Here is a 22022-nt window from a genome sequence, read left to right as displayed (position 1 = left end):
AATTTTCAGGTAGCGTTCGGAACCCGAGTCTCGTTCTAATGTGTGTCCATGACCGTACCTGGCATCGACCGGCCCCGCCTGGTCCAGTGGATGGGCCGGAACGTGCCCGACGCGGGCGAGCCCCTGTCCGTTTCTCTCATTTCCGGCGGCAGGTCGAACCTGACGTATCTGATCGAGGCCCGCGAACGCCGGCTGGTGCTGCGCCGCCCGCCGCTCGGTCACGTGTTGCCCACCGCCCACGACATGCGGCGCGAGTGGCGTGTCATCTCCGCGCTCGCGCCGACGCCCGTGCCGGTGCCGGAGCCGGTCGCCTTCTGCCCGGACGAGGACGTGATCGGGGCGCCGTTCTATCTCATGGGGTACGTGGACGGCACCGCCGTACGGACCAGAGAGCAGCTCGGCGACCCGGAGCCGGCGCCCGAGCGGACGCGACGGCTGTCGGAGCGGCTGGCCGAGGTGCTGGCCGCCATCCACGCCGTGGACTACCGAGAGGTGGGGCTGGGCGACTTCGGGCGGCCCGAGGGGTATATGGCCAGGCAGCTCGACCGGTGGTGCCAGCAGTGGGAGCGGTCGAAGACGGCCGACCTGCCGGAGTACGACCGGCTCGTGGACCGGCTGCGCAGGCGGCTGCCGGCCGAGTCGGCCGCGGGCTCCGGCACACTCGTGCACGGCGACTACCGGCTGGACAACACGCTGATCCGGCTCGGCGATCTGGAGATCATGGCCGTGGTCGACTGGGAGATGTCCACGCTCGGGGATCCGCTGGCCGATCTGGGGCTGACGCTGACGTACTGGCACGATCGCGGGGACGAGGAGCGGGCCAGGATCCCCGTGGCGGGGGACGTGACGGTCGCGCCCGGGTTCATGAACGCCGCCGAGTTCGCCGGCCACTACACGAAGGCGTCCGGGCGGGATATTTCGGATCTCGGGTTTTATGTGGCCTTCGGTAACTTCAAGCTGGCGGTCATCGTGGAGGGTATCCACGCGCGGTACCGGCAAGGTAAGACCGTGGGGGAGGGATTCGACGGGATCGGCTCCGCCGTGCCGACGCTGATCTCCCGCGCACACCGCATGCTCGACCAGGCTTGACGCGACGCAACGCCGCAGGACAAGACCTGAGACCGCTTACCGCACCTGACCGGGACCCCACGAGGAGCGAGCGCCATGAGCACAGTTGCACTGATTACCGGAGCGGCGAGCGGCATCGGCGCCGCCACGGCGCGGCGACTGTCGGCGGGTGGCGTCAAGTGCGTCCTCGTCGACCTCGAAGGGGAGGGCGTCGAGCGGCTGGCCAAGGAAGTGGACGGTGCGTGGCTGGCCGCCGACGTCAGCCGCGAGGAGGCCTCGCTCGAGGCCGTGGCGCTGGCCGAGCAGCGGTACGGGCGGCTGGACCTGGTGCACCTCAACGCCGGGATCCCCGCCAAGGTGGACGTGGCGGCCTTCGACACGCAGCGCTACCGCCAGGTGATGGGCGTGAACGTGGACGGCGTGGTCTTCGGCGTACGTGCCGCCGTGCCGCTCCTGCTGCGCTCCGGCGGCGGCGCCATCGTGGCCACCTCGTCGCTGGCCGGGCTCGTGGGCTACTCCGGCGACCCGATCTACACCATGACCAAGCACGCCGTGGTCGGCCTGGTCAGGGCGCTGGCCGAGCCGCTGGCGGCGCAGAACATCCGGATCAGCGCCGTCTGCCCGGGCTTCACGGACACGCCGCTGGTGGCCGAGGCGCGGGAGATGTTCGTCAACGCCGGATTCCCGCTGCTCACGGCCGAGGACGTGGCCGCCGCCGTCGAATCCGCCTTCTACACCGACGTCCCCGGCACACTCCTGATCGTCCAGCCGGGCCGGCAGCCGGTCCCGTACCGCTATGCCGGGGTCCCCGGCCCGGCGGGCGGCCAGCGCCCGCCACGCGGCGAGTAGCCGGCACGTCACCACCGAGGAGGCTCTCGGCAGGGAGTAGCCGGGCGCAGACCAACCGTAAGTCTCTTGCAAGTGGGACGATTAACGTAATCAGGGCTGGGCCACGCTATCTGCCCAGCCCTGATCACGTCCGCGACTCGTGAGGAGCGTTTCAGTGATTCCGACCGACGGCCGACACGCGCGCCGACGATCGCCCTGGCCCATCGCACTGGGAGCAGGAATCCTCGCAGTCGTGCTTGTGGCAGGCATCATGGTCTACGCCTCGATGCGGACCAAGTCCCGCACCGGGTTCACCGGCGCCGAGGTGGCCACGAAGGTGCCCACCGAGCCCGCGCCCCAACTCGACCAGCCGCCGGCGCTGGACACCTGGCCGCGCTGGGGCATCACGCACACCCAGTACAGCGCGGACAACGAGCCGCAGGACGTCGTCGACCAGGCCAGGGGCGTGCTCGGCCGGGTCCCGATGCTGCAGAACCAGCACATCATGGGCTGGGGTGTCGGCAACCCCGAGCCGAGCCCCGGGCAGTTCAACTTCCGCGACCTCGACCGGCGGCTGAAGTTCATGGCGTCGTCACGGGGGGTGCCGGTGATCACGCTGTGCTGCGCGCCCGACTGGATGAAGGGCGGGCAGGCCGGGCGTACGGACTGGAACAAGAACCACACGGTCTCACCCGAGCCCGAGCACTTCGACGACTTCGCCAAGCTGGCCACGCGGGTGGCCAAGCAGTACCCGACCGTCAAGCACTACATGGTGTGGAACGAGTTCAAGGGCTTCTGGGACCCGGCCACCAACAAGTGGGACGCCAGGGGCTACACCGAGATGTACAACAAGGTCTACACGGCACTGAAGAAGGTCAACAAGGACATCCAGGTCGGGGGTCCGTACATCCCGGTCGAGAGCAACGCCCGCTCCCCCCGCCCCTCCGAGCTGAGCGGCGCGTGGGGGACCATCGACCAGCGGGCTCTGGACGCGATCGAGTACTGGATCGACCACAAGAAGGGCGCCGACTTCATCGTGGTCGACGGCGCCTCCATGACGAACGACAAGGGGAACGTCCCGAACGACTTCGCCGCCCAGGCCAAGTTCGGCGCGATCACCACGTGGCTGCGCGAGAAGAGCGACAACCTGCCGGTGTGGTGGGCCGAGTGGTACGTGGAGCCGGAGAACGCGAACTGGTCGGAGGAGAAGCGCACGGCGGTCCAGGCTACGGCGCTGATGGAATTCGCCAGGAGCGGCGTCACCACGGCCCTTTACTGGAACCCGCAGCAGAAGGACGCGGGCGATTGCCGCGGCTGCTTGTGGGCTCCGAAGGTCGGCGGCGAAATGCCCATGGCCGGACTACTGAGCGGCTTCACGAAGTGGTTCCCGACGGGAGTGCAATTGGCCGACGTACAGTCGTCGGACGAGCGCGTGAAGGTCCTGGGCCAGGAGCGCCAGATTGTCATGGTGAACACCGTGGACGAGGAAGTAACGGCAACGGTGGACGGCAAACAGGTCACCCTTGCGCCCTACGAAATCAAGTGGACCGGGCGGGGCGGCGCGTAGGCGCGGCGCGATCGTCATCGACAACTCGACATTCGACGCCCCCGCTTGATCGCCGCTGCCCGCTGGCATCAGGCGGGGGGCGGGATGTGCGCCGCGATCCGCTCGCGGGCGTGCTCACACTCGGCGAAGCTGTGCGGGCAGGCCAGAGCATGCTCGATGAGCTCCTTGGCCGCGCGGGCCCGCGAGATGCGGTTTTCCAGCTCCACGATGTGCCGGCGCAGCAGGTCCCGATGATCCATCGGGCTGGGTGCGGACAGCAGCACACACAGCTCTCCGAGCGTGAACCCGGCTTCCTTGCCCATCCGGATCAGCGCCACCCGCTCCAGGTCGGCGGGTCCGTAACTCCGCTGACCGCCCGCCCGCCGGGCCGGCCGGAGCAGGCCCACGCTCTCCCAGTGCCGCAGCACGTGCGTGGGCAGGCCGAACCGGTCGGCCAGGTCGCCGATGGACAGGTCCTCGCTTGACTTCATGTGTACATTAACCGGCACCGTAGGCGGCATGATCAAGCAATCGATCGCGATCACCCGCGTGGTGAACTCCTGCGTGCTGCTCGAGCTGGACGGTCATCCCGTGCTCACCGACCCGTGGTTCATCGAGCGCTGGTGGCTACGCCGCGGCGAGCCGCTGGGCCTGCGCATCGCCGACCTGCCCCCGCTGGCGGCCGTCGTCGTCACCAACCCGGCCACCAACCACTGGGACCTGCGCGCACTGCGCATGCTGCCGGACAAGGACATCCCCGTGTACGTCCCCATCCCGCACATGGCTCGCCAGGCCAGGGCGCTCGGTTTCCGGCATGCCGAACGGGTGCGCTGGGGCGAGACCCGGCAGATCGCGCCCGGCGTCGCCATGCGAGTGGTGCCCGCCGGGCGCACTCTGATGTGGCCCAACAACGCCTACGCGTTCGACACCGTCGGCACCCGGGTGTTCTTCGGCGGGGAGATCGCCGAGGTCGGCCCGCTGGAGCGATACCGGGCCGAGCAGCCGGCGGCGGACCTCGCCCTGCTACCGGTCAACGGGTTGCGTCCGATGTTCGGTCCGCGCCTGGTGATGGATCCCGCCCGCGCGGTGGCCGGGGCATCCGTGCTGGGCGCGGAGGTGCTGGTCCCGGTGCACGAGGCCCACGGGCACGATCCCCTGTCGGCACTGTTCCGGCCCAGCGGCACCGCAGAGGACGCGGTGGCGCTGGCCGGGCCGGACTTGAGGGTCGTGAACCTGCCGCCAGGCGAGCGCTGGACGCCCGAGTCCTGAGCTCTCGAAGTCGGCCTTCATCCGGCCGACAGGCCGAAATGGGGCAGGCACTCCTCCAGGCCGTGGATCTTCACCGGGACGGGACTGGTGAAGTCGTCCCGGTTGAGTCGCACGCGCTGCTGGATCGCACGGCGCCCCCGTCTCTGGTGGACGGACACACCGTCGGGCTGGTAGCCGAGCTTGTGGGAGACCGCCAGCGAGGCAGGATTGTCCAGGAAGGCGCTGGAGACCGCCGTCTGGGCGCCAAGCCCGTCGAAGGCCAGGTGGAGTACGGCGGCCCGCATCTCCGTGCCCAGCCCGTTCCCCTGGTGGGCACGGGCCAGCCACGAGCCCGTACCCACCTCCCGCCCGACGGCGAAGTCGGAGGCGATCATGTCCTGAGCGCCGATCACCCGGCCCTCGTGGACGACGACGAAGTTGCAGTGCCACTGCTCGGGCCGCCAGCTCGCGATCACGCCGAGGTGGAAAAGCACGACGTTACCCGGAAGATCGGCCGCGGGGGCGTCGGTCCACGGCACACCGAACGGCATCCGCTCGGGATCGTGCACGCCTTCCAGAGCCCGGTCGGCGAGCTCGTCGAGGTCCTCCAGGGAGGGGATCCGCAGTTCGAGGCGGGGTGTGGTGAGGCGCAGGTTGAAGAGGGGCCAGTGGCGCATGTCGGCCTATTGTTCCTGGCCGCGCCTGCAAGGTCACCTCAATTACGCGCGACGGCCTGGTCTGCGCCAGTACGTGAGGTAGCGCAGCAACCACTCCACCGGCCCGTACCGATGCCCCTTGAGCCACCATCGGCTGTAGAACACCTGGACGACGAAGATGCCGAGGGCGATCACGACCTCCACCGGCGGGCTGACCCGGTCCACGAGCGCCAGCCCGTACCCGGTGAAGATCAGCGAGCAGATGAACGACTGCGCCAGGTAGTTGGACAGGGCCATCCGGCCGGGCGCGGCCAGAGCTCGCCCGATCCGCGGCATCTGAGGCAGCAGCCGCAGGAACGTGGCTCCGTACGCGGCCGCCAGCAGCGGGGCCGTCACCAGGTCCACCGCCTCGCCCCAGAACTTGTGCACGGTGCCGTTCCAGGCCGACAGGGTGTAGAAGCAGGCGCCGGCCAGCCCGACCGTGAAGCCCGTCCACTGGAGCCTGCGGAGCGTCCGTGTGTGGGCGGACAGGTTGCGAAGGGCGCCCAGCTTGCCCACGGCCAGGCCGATCAGGCACGCGGCCAGCACCGCCGGCCCCTGGAAGAGCACGCGGAGCATGATGATCGAGGACAGTTTGCGGAGGTGTTCGGAGACGATCTGCCAGAAACCTCCGCCCAGGGCAGCGTCCGATTGGGTGGCCTCAGCGGTCCCGCCCGCGACCGTGCCCGACATGTCGTGGCCCGCCATGGCCATCAGGGCCAGCAGCACGAAGCCGAGGGCCAGGAGCGCGGTCAGGCCGACGGCCAGCAGGATCGCCACACGCGGCGTGATCCGTCGCAGCACCAGCATCGCCACGCCCACGGCCGCGTACGTCGTCAGGATGTCCCCGGGGAACAACAACACGGCGTGCGCCAGCCCGAGGAGGAACAACCCGGCCAGCCTGCGCAGGAACATCGGGACGAACGGCCGGCCCTGCCGGGCGGCCGAATCGAGCTGGAGCGTGAAGCTGTAGCCGAACAGGAAGGAGAACAGCAGATAGAACTTGTTCTCCAGCAGGAGCGTCACGGTCCACCGCACGCCCCAGTCCAGCGACGAGTGGAACGCGGGCTCCGCCAGCCCGGCCATCCGGTAGCCGGAGGCCAGGAAGGCGATGTTGACCACGAGGATGCCCAGGAGCGAGAAGCCTCGTAGGGCGTCCACAGAAGCGATCCTCGCTGCCGCGGATGTGAGTCGTGCGTCCGGGATTGCGGAAAGTGTCTTCTGTGTCCTCATCGAGTGACATCATTCCGCACATCCTGAGCGTTTCCTGTGAATTCAGTTATTTTGTGCGATATAGATGAACCGCTCGACGATCACCGCGAGCGCCACCACGAACGCGGGCACCGCCAGGTAGAGCAGCCGCCTGCGAGCCTTCCTGGCCCGGTTCGGGCCGTTCAGCCGGATGACCTCATACCCGAAGAGCGTGACCCAGGTCACGGCCAGCGCGCCTATGCCCACCGGCGTCCAGGGCGACGTGGGGTCGCCGCGGCCCGCGAAGGGGTTCGGCTCGGGGATCTCCGTGCCGCGGACGAACTTCTTCCACGTGTAGAGTGCCGCGTCCTGGTTCGAGTAGACCCGCTTCAGGTCGGGCGAGGCGTCCAGCGCCGCGCGGAACCGCTCGCCCCAGTCCGCCGGGAACCCCTGGTTCAGCTGCAAGTAGCTCACCTGGCCGCGGCTCACCATGAGGTACGAGTTCCGCGGTGACTCCTGCAGCCTCTTGACCGCATCCGCGATCTTGGTCGGGTCCTTGTGCACGAGGGCCTGCAGGTTGAAGCTGACGATCTCGACGTCCCGCTCGCCCCACGGCATGGTGGGCGTGACCTCTGGGCCGAGCTTCGGCGTCAGGTAGATCACCCTGGCGCTGGGCTTGTCGTGCTCGTAGACGTAGTGCATGGCGCCGACCTCGCCGGCGGTGACCCGCTCGAACTTCTCGTTGCCGTACCTGGCCAGCAGGAACGTGAACGCGAACAACACCGCGAAGCAGGCCGCGAGCACCACCGAGAGCTTCTTCGTGAGCTGCGGGTTGAACCGCACGTTCCGCTTGCGCAGCGGCACGGTCTCCTCGCGCACGTCCGCGCTGTCGGCCGGCAGGTTCGGGAAGAAGGCGTACGCGGCCAGCAGGCAGGCGCCGGGCAGCGCGAACATGTAGATGCGCAGCCCGATCTCGCCGCCGTAGCTCTGCAGGCCGAGCGCCAGCACCGGCACGCACAGCAGGATCAGCGCCGACCGGTCGAACACCCCGCGCCGCAGCCGCCTGAACAGGCCCGTCGCCGCCAGGCTGAGGATGACCACGAGGATGCCGAGGCGCGCCTGCAGCACCATCGCGTGTGCCGGGTCGCTGCCCTCGATCCGGTCGCCGGTGTTGCTGCGCAGGTTCTGCAGGATGTTGCCCAGACCGCCGAAGATCGCGTCGATCTGGCTCGCCCAGAACCCGACCGTCATGTAGCTGATCCAGGCCAGCACCACCAGCCCGAGGGCGAACGGCAGCGCCCACGTCAGCGACGTCCGCTTGAAGATCAGAAACGCGGTCACGACGCCGAGCATCATGAACGGCGTGATCTGGTGCGAGGCCACCGACGCGAAGAACAACGCCAGCACCATCATCAGCATGAGCAGCTTGTCGGCCCGGTACGTGCCGGTGTTGGCCAGTTCGCCCGGCGTCATCGCGTCCAGCTTGCCCAGCAGCCTGCGCAGGCCCTTGGGCGGGATCGGCTTGGTCCGCGGCTCGACGCGCCCGAACCAGCGCAGCAGGATCGCCACGAATGCCAGATACAGGGCGAACGTGAAGCCCTGCGGCGAGAAATAGTCCTGCCCGATCCACTGCACCAGCACGAACAGCAGCGCCGCGAACCACCGCGCCCGCGTGGTCGCCACGACCTGGCGCAGGATCAGCACGAACGGGAGCAAGTAGAGCAGGTTCGACAGGAGCGGCGTCCACATCAGGATCGGCGTCAAGTCGGTGATGCCGGCGGCCTTCGTCACGAAGGCGAACAACGCGAAGAAGCCCGGCCAGCCCATGCGGGCGTCGATGCTGATGGCGGTCTCACCGGTTCTGCTGATGAACTCGACGAAACCGGCATGGATGTACGCGGTGGGGAAGCGCGGCTCGGTCGCCACCAGGGCGCCCGCGCCGTGCAGGGCGAACGTGATGGCGGCGATCTGGAACAGGAGGAGGAACTTGCGGTCCGTGCTCTGGGCGACCGTGACGAAGAACGACACGATCATGATGAGGAGCGCGATGAAGGCCGTGGCCGGGAGCGCCGAGATCAGGCCCAGGCCGTCGATGTTGTTGGGGTCCACGCCGCGTAGGGGTCCTGGGGAGACCTTGAGGGCGAGGACGTACATGAGCAGGCCCTCGAGGATCAGCAGGACCGGCAGCCACTTGGGGGCGCTGGCGATCAGCGCGCCGATCCGGCCGCCGGCGGGGCGCGGCTTGGGGGCCGCCGCCTGCTGCGGCACGGCTCGCTGGGGTCCGGCTTGCTGGGGGAGTGCCTGCTGCGGGCCGGCCTGCTGAGGGAGTGCTTGCCGTGAAGGCGCGCCCGCAGGCGCGCCTGGCCCACCGGGCCCACCGGGCCCCTGCGGCGGCGCCGTGGTGGGCTGCACCAAACCGGCCAGCCCGCTACTGCCCGGCCTGCCGGCAGCCGGCCTCCCGGTCGGCCCGCCAGGGGTTGGACGCCCGGTCGGCCCGCCAGGGGTTGGACGCCCGGTCGGCCCGCCAAGGGCTGGACGCCCGGTCGGCCCGCCAAGGGCTGGACGCCCGGTCGGCGCGCCCGTGGCCGGTCCTTTGGTCGCCGGTCCGACGGCGGGCGACTTCGCGATCGGCGCTCCGGTCGGTGGTGCTTCGGCGGGCACGTTCGTGGGCACCGTCCCGGCGCCGGGCGATGCGCTACCGGACTCCTCCTTCGCGGGCGCGCCTGTGGGCGACGCGCCCTTGGACGTGCCGGTCTTCGCACCCGCAGCCCCCTGCGAGGCGCCCTGCTGCGGCCGGCCGCCCTGCTGCGGCCCGCCGGCCTGCTGGGGCCCGCCGGCCTGCTGGGGCCCGCTGGGCGGCTGGGGCACGGCGGCGGGCTTGGCGGTGCCGGTGGGCTGCGGTCCGCTGGGCGGCTGGGTGCGCAGGCCCGGGTCGGTCGGCGCGTCGGCGTCCGAGTCGGCCGCCTTCTTGGGTTCGGACCCCTTGGGCGTGTCCGCCTTCTTGGGCTCGGGCCCCTTGGGCGTGTCCGCCTTCTTGGGCTCGATCTTCTTAGGTGCGGTAGGCGTCTTGGAGTCGCTTTCAGCCCGCTCGGCGACATCGCCCTCGGCTCCCGACGTTTCGTCGTCGGGTCGTTGGACGGGCATGGAGACGGTCCCGGCGGCCGACGGGTCGGCGTCCTCCGCGGTCGGCGGCCGGCCGATGTGGAGGGACGGCCCGGGAATCCGGAACGTCGTGGTCTGGTCCGCGGCGGACTCGTCCTCGTCCGTGGCAGCAGAGCCCTCAGCCGCGCCCTCATCCACCTCCGAAGAGGCAGGCTCCTTGTCGAACGTCAGCTTCGGGATCACCCCGGTAGCCTCCGGATCGAAGGGCACGTCTGACTCCTCCTTGTCCCCACGCATGTCCGAGGAGCCGGTGATCCCCGTTGTCATGCCATCGCCGTCCCGTTGCCTCACGTTGACCATCATGCGGCCCCGGACGACCCCTGGATGACAGTCGCCTTCCCAGATTCACCGAACTTGAGAATTCTACGAAGATTCCCGAAGATCAACACCGCCACGAGCAGCTCGCTGAAGAGCAACCCGTACCCCACCGCGTTCACCCCTGCGAACGGGAACAAGGCGATGGTGGACACGAGCACGAGCACGGCCAGCCCGATCTGCACGACCGCCAGCGCACGTGCCTTGCTCAGCGCGCGCAGCGCGCTCAAGTACACCTCGATCAGCACCCGCGGCAGCACGGCGAGCGCCATCAGCCGCAGCAGTAGCGTGCCCTCTTCGGCGAAATCCGAGCCGAAGATCGTCAGGATCAGCGGCGCCCCGAGGATCGCCACCGTGATGATCGGAATGACGATCATGAACGCCCGCCGCAACGCCCGCCGGCAGTTCGCGGCCAGCTGAGCAGGCTCGAAAGAGCCCTCGACGGTCAGCGACACCGCCATGTTCATGGCCAGCAGCTCGATCATGCTGGCCAGCGTGTGCGCCATCGAGAAGCGCCCGAACGTGGCCTCGCCCACCTGCGTGGCGATGACGACCGGCACCAAGTAGACGATCGCCAGGATCGACAACGTCCCGGGGAAGTCCCCGGACAGGAACCTGCCGATCTCCCGCAGCCGCGGCGGCTCCTGCCCGGCGTCGGCCGCCCGCACGTGCCGGGGCACGACCACGCCGAAGATCAGCCAGTTGACCGGGATCAGCGCGAGCGCCGTCGGGATCACCCACGAGACGAAGATCCCGCCTTCCGGCAGCGCGCCGGCCAGCGCCACCAGCAACCCCATCTTGACCAGGCCGAAAACCAGGTTGTTCATGGGTACGAACGTGGCCCTGCGCAGCCCGGTCAGCACCACGTCCTGCAGCGTGAACACGGCCCACACCACCACGGACGCCAGGAAGAACAGCCCGGGCCCGAACCCCCCGAGCACCTGGTACGTCTGGCCCCACATGGGCAGCGTCAGCAGGAAGCCGAGCGCGGCGACCCCGCCCGTGGCGGCGGCCAGGCCGTACCCGCGCAGGATCAGCTCGGGCGTGCGGCGGCCGGCCACCGGCAGGTAACGGGCGAGCGCCCCCACGAACCCCAGCGCGGTCAGCGACGCGAACAGCCGCATCGCGGTGATCACCGCCTGGCCGCGGCCGAATTCCTCAGGTGAGTAGTAGTGGGCGGCCAGCAGCCAGTAGCCCATGCCGAGCACGCCGGTGACGACGGTGTTGCCCATGAGGGCGTAGCCCTGCCGGAACAGGGGGTTGCGGAGGTCGCGAAGGATCTTCCCCCAGACGCTAGACATTTCTGCGCACCCGTTGCAGCCCGTACCTCGTGCGCCGCACGACCGCGTACCCCTTGGTGAGGATGCGCTCGCGCAGGTAGATGAGAGGTACGGCGTTGCCTTCGACGGCGCGCTTGAACATGTTGATGGTCGTGCCCTTGCCGACCGTCAACCGGGGGATGGCGAGCATGTCGTGCCGGTCCGCGGCGATGGTGTTGCTCACGGCGCAAGCGGCGAAATATCCGGCCTTGCGCACTTCTCGACGCACACGGGCGCTGGAGTACCCGTACGGGTAGGCCATGGTGGCGACCGGCGCGCCGATCTTCTCCTCCAGCAGGCCCTTGTTCCTCCGCAGCTCCTGCCGCAGGTCCTCGACGCGGAGCTGGTCGAGCTGGGGATGGCTGTGGCTGTGGCCGCCGATCTCGATGCCGGTCTGCGCCGCCTCGCGGGCCTGGCCCCAGGACAGCATGTCGTCCAGCGGCCGGCCCGCGGCATCCTTGCCGGCGTCGGAGACCCAGCCGCTGGTCAGGAAGACCGTGGCCGGGAAGCTGTGCTTGTCGAGCAGCGGCAGCGCCTGGCTGTGGAAGTCGGCGTAGCCGTCGTCGAAGGTCACCACGACCGGCTTCTCCGGCACGGTGCGGCCGTCGATCTTGTTGAGCGCGGCCACCAGGTCGCCCAGCGTGAGCGGGGTGAAACCGCTCTCCTTCAGGTAGGCGAGCTGCTCGTCCAGGTCCGACGGCCGCACCGAATGTGGACGGGTCTCGTCATTGGGGGTGTCCGTGACGGAGTGGTACATCAGGATCGGAACTCGGATCATGATCGTGCCGCCTTAAGCCGTACGGAACCCACCACATAGCCCCAGGTCGTCCAGGCCAGCCCGATGACGATAGCGGCCGCCCGGCCGAGCCCGCCCAGGTCGCCGCGCAGGGCCTCGCCGACGCCGCGCAGCGCGCCCAGCGGCAGCGTCTTGAGCGCGTGGGCCCGCTCGCTGGCCAGCCCGTCCTGGGTGCCGACCTCCTGCGTCACCAGGGCCTTCGACAGCCCTTCCGCGTAGCACCTCGACCTGAAGTACGCGAACCGCTCGCGCTGGGTGGACACCTTGTGCCCGATCACCGCGCGCGGCTCGAACAACATGACCGAGCCCGGCTTGCGCTGGCTCAGCCGGATGCAGAACTCGGTCTCCTCGCACCCCAGCGGGCGCGACTTGCGTCCCTGCACACTGCGCCCGATGCCGCTGTGGAAACCGCCCACCTCGGACACCACGTCACGCAGGAACGCCGCGTTGCCACCCATCACATTGCGGATCGGCGCACGTACCGACGGCATGCCGCGGTAGGTGCACCCCACCGTCCAGTCGAACTCGTACGGGAACCACCGCGGCCGCACCCCCGACGCCCATAGGGGATCGGTACGGCCGCCGACGCCCACCACACCCGGTTCCTGGAAGCCCTCCTCCAAAGCCTCCAGCCACCCGGGATCGGCGACGGCGTCGTCGTCGAGGAAGGCGACGATCTCACCGTTGGCCGTGGCCACGCCGGTGTTCTTGCCGCCGGACAGCCCCTGCTCGTGGGTGTTTTCCACCACGATGGCCTGCGGGTACTCAAGCTTGAGCTTGAGGTGCAGGTCGGGGTTGTAGTCGACCACCAGGATCAGCTCGTGTGCCGGGCGTGTCTGGTTCTCGACCGACTCGACTGCCTGCCTGATGTCCTCCCACCGGTCCTCGGTGTAGACGCAGATGACAACAGACGTGTTCACAACGATCCTTCTTAAGCGACGCCTCGGTCAGCGGCAGGAGTGGCGGTCGGCTCAGGCTGAGCAGGAGCGGGCTGGCGACGCCACTCCTTCAGGATGGTCTTGAGCACGCGGAAGCCATCTCGTACGGCGCGCAGATTGCTCTCGCCGTGAATGCGGTTGCGCTCGTGGCTCGGCACCTCGTGCACCTTCAGCCCGGCCTTGGCGGCCCGCACGTTCATCAGCGTCTCCACCTCGAAGCCGTCGCAGTCGAGGTTGAGCACGTCCAGGTGGCGGGCCCAGAAAGCGTTGTAGCCGTAGCACAGGTCGGTGTACTTGGTGCTGTACATGACGTTGACGATGCCGGTGAGGACCTTGTTGCCCAGGCGCCGGTTCAGCGTCAGGTCGTCGCTACCGCCACCGGAGGCGTAGCGCGAACCCTTGACGAAGTCGGCGCCGGTCACCAGCGCTCCCACGAAGTTGATGATCTCGCGGCCGTCGGTCGAGCCGTCGGCGTCGATCATCACGATGATGTCGCTGGTGCACGCGGCGAACCCGGCCGCCAGGGCGTCGCCCTTGCCCTTGCCGGTCTGCGTGACCACCTTCACGTTGGGACGCAGCCGCTTGGCCACGGCCACCGTGTCGTCGACGGAGTTGCCGTCGACGAGGATGATCTCGTCGATCCACTGCGGGATCGTGGCGAAGACATGGGGGAGGTTCTCGGCCTCGTTCATCGCCGGCACGACCACGCTCACCGTCGGGGAAATGGCCAGGTGAGGCGTGACAGGCGTGAAGCTCGATGGCGGCGGCATCGACCGGAGGGGCGAGGAGTGGACCTTGCCGTTGTGCTTGGTGATCTCGGGACTCATAGCGAGGGATATCCTTCCGGGGCCCTCCTCCGCGGGCCGGCCCAAACCAGCCCCGGGTGCTGCGGGAATGGCGAAACCGGTGAACGGTGCATTGAAGGGTCCTGTGGAGTGAGGGTGTGGCTGCGGGTTTCGGGGAGCGCTCAGCGTGCTCCGGTCGGTTCCTTGACTGCTGCGTTGGGTGGCTCTTGCTGCTGCATCGAAGTGCGCACCCGACCGAAGCCCTTGAGGACACGGTCGGCCGCTCTATAAAGAGACGGTCGATCCATGACAATTGTTCGGGCTTTGTTGAAAGGAGTTCGGCCGATCCAGTGGACCGCCGCCGTCGCGGACGGTCGCGAGATACGGCCTTCGGCAACGTACAGGACCCCGCTCTTGAGCCAGTCTTTGTACTCCTTGCCGCCCTTGCCCATGTCCACCATGTGCAGACCGCTCTTCGCGGCGGCCTCGGCCATCTGGAGATGGTGCACGATGCCGGGCGAATAACGCGCGTACTCGGTGTCGTAGGCGGGGAACCACCCTACAAGCGTGGTGGCCGTACGGAGGCCGAAATGTCCGGCGACGGGCACGTCACCGGCATAAAGCATGGTCAGCACGCCTGCGAAGTCCGATGAGTTCTCGGCATGCATCATGTCGGTCAATTCGACGATCCACGGCTGGGCGAACCTGTCCACCCGGCCAGTCCTCCGATACTGGTCCGACTTCCAGGCCAGTAACGTGCGCATCACCTCGGGGTCGGCCGAGGCCCACTCGAGGCGCAGCTCGCCCTGCTCGCGGCCGAGCTTGCGCTCCTTGTAGCGCACGGTCTTGAGGTTCTTCGGCGAATTGGCCTTGACCTGCTCGATCCAGGCCTCGAAGCCGGAGGTGAAGTCCATGACCGGGGCCGGGCGCACGTCCTGCTCGTACGGGGCGAACGTCGGCTGCCCCGCCACCAGGTGGTCGAAGTCGAACACGCTGAGCTTGCAGGCCCGCAGCAGGGCCTTGGCGTCGAGCTTCAGGTCCGGGGTCGAGATCAGACCGTGACATGTGGTGAGGAAGCCGCCGAGCGGTTTGCCGATGCCGAAGCTGTGCCGCTCGTACGGGAAGAATCCCTTGATGCCGCTTCCGTCGGAGACGACCGCCACCCTCACGTAGTCGCGCAAGCGGTCCATCGCCACGGCGAACTCGACCGACAGGAACGGGTTGTCCAGACTCGGGTCGGCCTTCTGCAGCTCACGCCATCGGACACGCTCGGAGTCCCCGAGCTCTCCCGGCCGAACTACCTGGATTGTCACCTTGCCCTGGCCCCCTGTTCGGTCTGCATGCTCTTCCCCCGGTACAAGACGCGGAGCACGTACATGAACCCGCCGAGCACGGCGACCGTCGCCACCCCGGCCCGCGGTGACCACGCGCCGAAGAGCAGCATGGCCTCAGCGAGCAGCACGTTCAGTACGAGACTTGCCGCGGCTCCTACGGATAGTGCGGCCAGTGGGTCACGATCACGCAACAGTCCCACCACTGCCGCTCCTGGAACCACCAGAAGGAACAAGGAGATCAGGAACGGGCGCAGCGGCGTCTCGATGTCGAAGAGCGCCACTACCGCTCCTGCTATGCAGGCGAGCCCCACCAACCAGGCGAGGGCTTTGCGGTGCTGCCTGAGCATCTCCTGTATCTCTCCTGCTCTTACTGGTAAAAGCGCGGTTGATCGCCAGTTCATGGGACCAATCCGCGCCTGGACACGTCAATGCCGACGCTTGGCGACGCGCTCCGGTTTACCGGCAGGCGGAGATTTCTTGTGTGATGTTCAACACACGGTCAAGCGGTCTCCGGACCCGACGCGGCCCCCAAGCACACCAGAATGCCCTATGTGGCCTAGGATCCACGAGTGGGGGTCCGATATATCCCTGATTGTCGTCTAAATAAGAGTCTACTGTGACGTTACGAGAGCTTTACTCGTTCATGGTCTCTACTGACGACGTCTCCATCCCGGTGGGCGATTCCGTCGGCTCCGGCGTGGGTGTCGGCTCGTCGTTCGGCGGGTCGGACGCCTGGGGTTCCCGGCCGTCCCAGGACAACGAGCAGGTCGCGGTGCCGCCGTTCGAGGTGAACGAGACCCGGCCCGTGCCGGCCTCGTTCGGGTCGATCACCGTCACCCAGATCATCACCGAGCCGCCGGCCTTGATCGACCCGCTCGCCGGGAACGCGTCCAGCCCCTGCGAGGCGGTCGCCACCCAGGACACGGAGGCGTTGCGGGCGCTGAGCCCGATCTTGGCCGCGCCGTCGATCCTTGGCGGGCACGACACGCCGAGCTTGGCGCCGGGCGCGGGCCTGCGGCGGGTGGCCGTGGGCCCAGTGGTGGGCACGGCCGCGGGCCTGGTGCTCGGTCGCGCGGCGGCCGGCCGCCCGCTCGGGGTGGGCCCCGTCGAGCTGGGCGGCGCCGACGGGCCGGCACTCAGGGTCGCCGACGGAGTCAGGTCGTCCTGCTCGGGAACGACCTCCGGAGTCGGACTCTCTTCGCCGGGGAGCGTGGGGGATGGGGCGAACTGCAGCGCAGTGGGGTTCGACGCCGTCCCGCTGTTGATCACGACCACGGCCCCCGTCGCGGCCAGCACGCACGCGCCCGCCAGCACCACCGGCGCGAGCCGGCGCGGCCGGCGCCGGCGCGAGCGGCGCTCGGCCGCCACCGGGAACCCGGCCCGGTCGAAGCTGTCCCCGCGATCCATGATCAGCGTACGAGTCTGGCCGCGTTCGGGATCTAGGCACGTGTCGATCACCCGGCGGCGCAGCGAGATCGGCGGGAACGCGACCGGCACCATGTCCAGGAGCCGCCCGGCCGAGACCTGCCGATGCCTGCCCTCGGTGCACACCTCGCAGCCGCCGATGTGCCCCGACAACCGCCGCCGCAGCAGCGGAGTGAGCGGCCCCTCCCACGAGTCGACCATGGCCGACAGGTCGGGACAGTGCGCCCGGCCCGTCCTGGCCAGCATCACGGCCGCCGCGGCGATCTCCAGATGGTCGCGGGCTCGGCCCAGTTTGGCGGCCGCCTGCCGCGAGGTCAGCGCCAGCACCGCGCCGGCCTCGGACGGGGTCAGGCCGTGGCGCAGCGACAGCTCCAGGACCTCGCGCTCGGTCTCGCCGAGCTCGCCCAGAGTCTCGTGAACCAGGTCGGCGAGCTCCGGATCCGCCTGCTCCTCCAGGTCGGGAAGCTCCTGTGTGGGGGTGTTCCGGTGCGCCATCCTGGCCCGCACCTGGAACCTGGCCAGCGCGTACAGCCAGGCCCGCAGCCGGCCCGGCTCCCTCAGCCGCTCCACGCACCCCTGCGCGGTGACCATGGCGTCGTGCACGGCGTCCGTCGCCAGGTCCCGGTCACCGGCCAGGGAGAACGCGTAGTCGTACAGCCGCTCGGCGTAGGAGTCGAAGAGCTTGGCGGGAGCGTCGGCGTCCGCGCGCCGCAGAGCCTCCACCAGCTCCTGATCGTCGGCGCGATCGACGGTCGGCCATCCAGGCACGGATTCCCTCCCCGCAGGTAGGACGGGCACTCAAGCCCCACGCGGAGAGGACGCGGCCTAGTTCGGGCAGGTTCGCCCGTTATGCCGATTGGGCATAACGGGCGAAATTACCCGTCGCAGTTGGGGGAGCAGAGGCGCCGCTCCATGCCCTGCAGGAAGAAGTCGCGGACCTGCAGGATGTTCTTGGCGATGTACGCCTCGCCGCCGGTCGCCTTGGCCAGCGCGTCCATCTGCTGCTTGCCGGGCGCGGCGTCAGGGCCGAAGGCGATGATGATGATGCTGACCGGGCGCTTGGGGTCGTAGGTGTCCTTCAGGAACTGCAGGATCGCCGGGTTTTTGATCCCGCCGTCGGGATCGTCATTGCCCGCGCCGTCCGTGAGGATCAAGAGCGTGTTGATCTTGTCCTGCTGGTACGTCTTGGTCATCTCCGTGTACGCGGCCTTGAGCGTGTCGTTCAGCCCGGTGTCGCCCGTCGCCTTGGCCTGGATCGTGCTGAGCTGCTTGACCATCAGGTCCTTGCGGAGCGTGCCGTTGATGCTCTCGGTGAGCGGCCCGAGGGAGACGATCTCCTTCCAGTCCCTGCCGCGGCCGTCCAGATGCGTGGAGAACGTCCACACACCCAGCTCGGAGTCGGCAGGGAACAGGCCGAGACCCTCCGTGGCGATCTTGCCGATGGCCTGCATGCGGGTCATGCCCGTGCCCGGCACCGGCAGCGCCATCGTGCCAGAGACGTCGAGCAGCGTGAGCAGGCGGCTGCCGAGGTTCAGCCTGGACCAGGTCTGCACCATCCGCGCCACGGTCGCGCCGTCGGGGGCCGGTAGCGCCTGCGGCGTCTCCGGCGTGAACCCCTTCTCCTTCGTCAGCACGTCGCCCGCCTTGCCGTCCGCGCTGCGGAAACCGGCGTCACGCAGGATCTTCTTGGCCGAGTCCGTGGACAGCTCCTGCTTGAAGTCCGCCGCCGCCTTCAGCGTGGCCGGCTCCTTGGTGAGGATCGTGACCGGGTAGTCGAGGCTGAGCGTGCCCTCCTTCGGGTAGAGGGCGACCACCGGGGCCTCCGGCTTCCTCGTGTTGTGCGCGTAGATGGCCTGCTCGGAGGCGACGCCCACGGGCACCTTGCTGCCGGACTTCACGGTGAGGCTGGCCAGCAACGCCGTCGAATCGGACGCGAGCTGTCCCGACAGCTCCTTCAATGCGCCCACCAGCGCCTTGTCCTGCCCGGCCTCCTTGGCCGTGCCCGCCGCGGCCAGCAGCGCCGCCAGGCCGGCGGAGTTCTTCTGCGGGTCGAGGGCGAGCACGCGTACCTTTTTGCCGGGGCCGTCCACGTTCGCCACGTTCGCCGCCGCGATCATGCTGGTCCAGCTCGGCGTGAGGGCGCCGGACAACTTCGACGCGGCTGACTTGGCCGCCGCCAGCACGACGGGGGAGGTCGCGATCGAGACCTCGGGCTCCGGCAACGCCTTGCCCGCCGGGGTCTTGCGCATGCTCTCCAGGAGGAGGCTGGAGTCCGCCACCCAGAAGTCGGCGGTGGCCTTGCCCGCGGCCAGCGCGTTGGCCGTCCTGGCCGCCGCCTCCTTGGCCACCGTCACGTCCACGCACTTGCTGTCGATCGAGTGCATGGCCTTGTTATAGTTATTCGCGATCTTGCTGAGCGCCGGCTCGACGTCGGGGGTCGCGACGACACGCAGCGCGAGCTTGCCGCCCGAGCAGTCGTGGTCGCGGTTGAAGATGACGAACGCGGCCACACCGAGGAGCACGGCCAGCGCCACGGCGCCGGCCAATGGCACGAGCACGCGGCCCCTGCTGCTGCGGCGCCTGCGAGATGGGGTTTCGCTGGCTCTGTATCCGCCGCCGTATCCGCCATCGAGCTCGTCTGTGCGGTGTCGCCCCACGATGTCCTCTTAGGTGTGTTGAGACCTTCCGGAGACCCTAGCGGGAGAAGCTCCGCAATACTCCGGGAACGATACTCGCTGCAGTCAGTGGTGCAAAACAGGCCATTTGGTGCAGCGATTACGCTCTGTTGTCATCGTGAACTGCGACTGTGACCAAATTGGCAGCAATATACGGGGGTTACCCCTGAGAGACAATGGGCTGGATGTTCTCAATGGGAGCAGACGTGGCCGCGCCAGGCCCGCCTTCCCTCCCGTACCGCGACCGCCGCCAGCATCAGCGCGACGGCCGGATCCACCCACCACCAGCCAAGGGTATTGAGCCACAGCCCGGCCAGGACGCCTGCCGCCATCGCCCCGCAGATCAGGTTCTGCATGCCCTCGCCCGACGTGGCCGCGGAGACCAACCGGCGGCCCAGCCGCCGTTTGGCGATCCCCAGCGCCGGCATGCCGACCAGGCTGCACGCCGTCACCACGATGCCCAACGCGGTCGGCGTCGCCCGGTGGCCCTCGCCCAGGTCGTGGAGCACGTGCACGACCAGGTAGGGCGCGAGCAGCCAGAAGCTCAGCGCGATCGCCTTCCTGGCGGAGCTCTCCGCGCCCGGCGACAGCGTGCGCGCCCCGGTGAACCGCCACAGCACGATCAAGCTGGCCGCCGCCTCCACCAGCGCGGACAGAGCCCAGCCGATCAGCGCGACCGAGTGCGCGGCCAAGCCCGCCGCCAGGCCGAGCGTGCTTTCGACGCCCAGCCAGGCGAGCGTGACCACAGACAGCCCGCGCGCCGCTCGGGCCGCGCGGAGCCAATCGGCTGACGCGGCCGGACGCTCATGAATCCGCTGGTCAGGCACCATGAACCCCCGAACTCCCGGCTATCCGGCCGTCGACAGCGATGTGTTATGTACCCATCACGGATCGTAATCGTGGAAGGTGTAGGCAAAGGATAGTCGTAACTTCCGCACATAATGAGCACTGATCGTCGGGGATCGCTCAGGGCTTATATTCGGGGGGAAGACTGTGCCATTCACGCCCAGTCACATGGCCGCGGTGGTGCCACTGATCACGTCATCACGGGTACGCAGATTCGCCGATCCATGGGCTCTGGCTATGGGGGCGATGGTCCCGGACCTGCCGATCTTCCTCCCTTTCCTGCCCCACTACACCAACTGGCACTCCTGGCTCGGCGTCGTCACCATCGACCTGGTAGCCGTGCTGGTGCTGTTGCCGCTGTTCCATTGGGTCTTCAGGGACCCGCTGATCTCCCTGCTGCCGCCGTCGCTGGCCGGCCGCGCCGCGCTCCTGACCCCGGACCGGCTCCGGCCGCTGCCCATCGCCGTGGGCGCCGTCATCGGTGCGGCCACCCACGTCCTGTGGGACTCCTTCACCCACTCCACCGGCCCGGCGGAGTGGGGCCCCTGGCTGTCGGTCTCGATCTTCGGCGTGATCAGGGTGTTCCGTCTCCTGCAGTACACCTCGTCGGTGATCGGGCTGGTCGCGGTCGTGTGGTGGGGTTGGCGAGCGCTGTCGAGGATGGTGGCGGCGCCCGTACCGGACCGGTTGCGGATCTCCCCGCGCACGCGCCGGACCGTCATGGTGGCCGGCGCGGCGGGGACCGTCGCCGGGGCGCTCCTCTGGCCCCTGGTGGACGAGCCCGACCCGGCATTCGGCCTGCCCAGCGTGATCACCAAGACCGGCGCGGGCACGGTGATCGGCCTGTGTCTGGTGCTCACCTGCTATGCGGCGGTCTGGCAGGTCAGAAGGCGCATGACGGTAGCTGAAGGCGCTTGAGCAGGCCGCTGAATGGCAGTATCGGAAGCGTGCCCGAGTACGTAACCGACGCCGACGACCCGCGCCTGTCCGACTACACCCGCCTGCGGGACATGGAGCTGCGCAAGAGCCTGGAGGCCGAGCGTGGCCTGTTCCTCGCCGAGGGCGAGAAGGTGATCAGGCGCGCCATCGGCGCCGGCTACCCGATCCGCTCCGTCCTGACCACGCGTCGCTGGCTGCCCTCGCTGTCCGACGTCCTCGGCGACGCCCTCGTGTACGTGGCGAGCGACGAGATCGTGGCGGGCATCGCCGGCTTCCAGGTTCACCGCGGCGCCCTGGCCTCCATGGAACGCCTCCCGCTCCCGTCCGTCGGCACCCTGCTCAAGGGCGGGGCGCGGCGGCTGCTGGTGCTGGAGGACCTGGTCGACCACTCCAACGTCGGCGCCATCTTCAGATCGGCCGCCGCGCTGGGCGTGGACGGGATCATCCTGTCGCCCCGGTGCGCGGATCCGCTGTATCGGCGTGCGGTGAAGGTCTCGATGGGGGCGGTGTTCTCGATCCCGTACGCGCGGCTGGACGATTGGTTCGACGGGCTCGCTCAGTTGCGGGAGGCGGGCTACCAGACCCTCGCCCTGACCCCTGACCAGGCCGCCGTCCCTATGGACGAGGTCATATTGGCGGATCGAGTGGCGTTGCTGCTCGGCGCCGAAGGGGATGGTCTGTCGTCTCATTGGCTGGAGGAAGCCGATCAGGCGGTGTGCATACCGATGAGCGCGACGGCGATGGCCGCCGGCGTGGACTCGTTGAACGTGGTGGCCGCCGCCGCGATCGCCTGTCATGGTCTGATGCGCGCCAAGTGACCTGAACCGTTCGCGCTCCCGCACCGCAGCCTTGCTGACCTATGCCTAATCGTGGGACGAATAGGTTGATTATTCGCGAAGTCGGACATTAGCG

Annotated in this window: 19 protein-coding genes; 6 read left to right on the top strand and 13 right to left on the bottom strand. The window is 68.8% G+C overall.

The features are described 5' to 3' along the window. The first annotated feature begins 48 nt into the window (after positions 1-48). The 3 genes from ACTWPT_RS29255 to ACTWPT_RS29245 all read left to right on the top strand — a co-directional run bounded on the left by ACTWPT_RS29255 (position 49) and on the right by ACTWPT_RS29245 (position 3463). Positions 49-1089, top strand: coding sequence for a phosphotransferase family protein (locus tag ACTWPT_RS29255; protein WP_443180679.1), 1041 nt, complete (start codon positions 49-51; stop codon positions 1087-1089). A gap of 75 nt (positions 1090-1164) precedes the next feature. Continuing rightward, complete coding sequence (locus tag ACTWPT_RS29250; RefSeq protein ID WP_443180678.1) at positions 1165-1917, top strand: SDR family oxidoreductase; 753 nt, start codon at positions 1165-1167, stop codon at positions 1915-1917. A 232-nt stretch (positions 1918-2149) separates the two neighbouring features. Continuing rightward, entirely contained in the window at positions 2150-3463 is a 1314-nt protein-coding gene (locus ACTWPT_RS29245; RefSeq protein WP_443180677.1) for a GH39 family glycosyl hydrolase, read from the top strand. Positions 3464-3531: 68 nt separating this feature from the next. Here ACTWPT_RS29245 and ACTWPT_RS29240 read toward each other — a convergent pair whose 3' ends face one another. Beyond that, a complete protein-coding gene (locus ACTWPT_RS29240) occupies positions 3532-3933 on the bottom strand; it encodes a MerR family transcriptional regulator (RefSeq protein WP_443180676.1) in 402 nt (133 codons plus the stop codon). Between the two features lie 28 nt (positions 3934-3961). Between ACTWPT_RS29240 and ACTWPT_RS29235 the strand changes: the two genes are divergently transcribed. Next, positions 3962-4711, top strand: coding sequence for an MBL fold metallo-hydrolase (locus ACTWPT_RS29235; protein ID WP_443180675.1), 750 nt, complete (start codon positions 3962-3964; stop codon positions 4709-4711). Positions 4712-4728: 17 nt separating this feature from the next. On the opposite strand, the gene ACTWPT_RS29230 is transcribed toward ACTWPT_RS29235, so the two are convergent. From ACTWPT_RS29230 to ACTWPT_RS29175, 12 genes are all read right to left on the bottom strand, one after another. Further along, positions 4729-5367 carry a GNAT family N-acetyltransferase gene (locus ACTWPT_RS29230; protein ID WP_443180674.1) on the bottom strand — a complete coding sequence of 213 codons (639 nt, stop codon included), beginning with the start codon at positions 5365-5367 and terminating at the stop codon, positions 4729-4731. Positions 5368-5409: 42 nt separating this feature from the next. Further along, complete coding sequence (locus tag ACTWPT_RS29225; protein ID WP_443180673.1) at positions 5410-6546, bottom strand: DUF418 domain-containing protein; 1137 nt, start codon at positions 6544-6546, stop codon at positions 5410-5412. Positions 6547-6660: 114 nt separating this feature from the next. Continuing rightward, positions 6661-10029 carry a hypothetical protein gene (locus ACTWPT_RS29220; RefSeq protein ID WP_443180672.1) on the bottom strand — a complete coding sequence of 1123 codons (3369 nt, stop codon included), beginning with the start codon at positions 10027-10029 and terminating at the stop codon, positions 6661-6663. Positions 10030-10037: 8 nt separating this feature from the next. After that, the gene (locus ACTWPT_RS29215; protein WP_443180671.1) at positions 10038-11354 is read right to left on the bottom strand and encodes a lipopolysaccharide biosynthesis protein; all 1317 of its coding nucleotides are present in this window, start codon (positions 11352-11354) and stop codon (positions 10038-10040) included. After that, complete coding sequence (locus ACTWPT_RS29210) at positions 11347-12150, bottom strand: polysaccharide deacetylase family protein (protein ID WP_443180670.1); 804 nt, start codon at positions 12148-12150, stop codon at positions 11347-11349. Before ACTWPT_RS29210 ends, ACTWPT_RS29215 begins: the two co-directional genes overlap by 8 nt. Next, positions 12147-13088: a glycosyltransferase family 2 protein gene (locus ACTWPT_RS29205; protein WP_443180669.1), complete on the bottom strand. Its 942-nt coding sequence runs from the start codon at positions 13086-13088 to the stop codon at positions 12147-12149. The genes ACTWPT_RS29210 and ACTWPT_RS29205 overlap by 4 nt, the downstream gene beginning before the upstream one ends. 11 nt (positions 13089-13099) lie before the next feature. Further along, positions 13100-13933, bottom strand: coding sequence for a glycosyltransferase family 2 protein (locus ACTWPT_RS29200; protein ID WP_443180668.1), 834 nt, complete (start codon positions 13931-13933; stop codon positions 13100-13102). A gap of 140 nt (positions 13934-14073) precedes the next feature. Continuing rightward, positions 14074-15204 carry a GNAT family N-acetyltransferase gene (locus tag ACTWPT_RS29195; RefSeq protein WP_443180667.1) on the bottom strand — a complete coding sequence of 377 codons (1131 nt, stop codon included), beginning with the start codon at positions 15202-15204 and terminating at the stop codon, positions 14074-14076. Further along, the gene (locus ACTWPT_RS29190; protein WP_443180666.1) at positions 15201-15572 is read right to left on the bottom strand and encodes a hypothetical protein; all 372 of its coding nucleotides are present in this window, start codon (positions 15570-15572) and stop codon (positions 15201-15203) included. Before ACTWPT_RS29190 ends, ACTWPT_RS29195 begins: the two co-directional genes overlap by 4 nt. Positions 15573-15858: 286 nt before the next feature. Beyond that, the gene (locus tag ACTWPT_RS29185; RefSeq protein WP_443180665.1) at positions 15859-17418 is read right to left on the bottom strand and encodes a sigma-70 family RNA polymerase sigma factor; all 1560 of its coding nucleotides are present in this window, start codon (positions 17416-17418) and stop codon (positions 15859-15861) included. A gap of 107 nt (positions 17419-17525) precedes the next feature. Continuing rightward, a complete protein-coding gene (locus tag ACTWPT_RS29180; protein WP_443180664.1) occupies positions 17526-19208 on the bottom strand; it encodes a substrate-binding domain-containing protein in 1683 nt (560 codons plus the stop codon). Positions 19209-19516: 308 nt separating this feature from the next. Continuing rightward, on the bottom strand, positions 19517-20155 hold the full coding sequence (locus tag ACTWPT_RS29175) for a cation transporter (protein WP_443180663.1): 639 nt from the start codon (positions 20153-20155) through the stop codon (positions 19517-19519). A gap of 163 nt (positions 20156-20318) precedes the next feature. Between ACTWPT_RS29175 and ACTWPT_RS29170 the strand changes: the two genes are divergently transcribed. Together ACTWPT_RS29170 and ACTWPT_RS29165 are read left to right on the top strand one after the other, a co-directional pair. After that, positions 20319-21089, top strand: coding sequence for a DUF4184 family protein (locus ACTWPT_RS29170; protein ID WP_443180662.1), 771 nt, complete (start codon positions 20319-20321; stop codon positions 21087-21089). 92 nt (positions 21090-21181) lie between these two features. Continuing rightward, on the top strand, positions 21182-21928 hold the full coding sequence (locus ACTWPT_RS29165) for a TrmH family RNA methyltransferase (protein WP_443180752.1): 747 nt from the start codon (positions 21182-21184) through the stop codon (positions 21926-21928). Positions 21929-22022 lie beyond the last annotated feature (94 nt).

The sequence above is a fragment of the Nonomuraea sp. 3N208 genome, from assembly GCF_052245935.1.
Classification (GTDB): domain Bacteria; phylum Actinomycetota; class Actinomycetes; order Streptosporangiales; family Streptosporangiaceae; genus Nonomuraea.
This window is presented reverse-complemented; position numbering and strand designations above follow the sequence as displayed.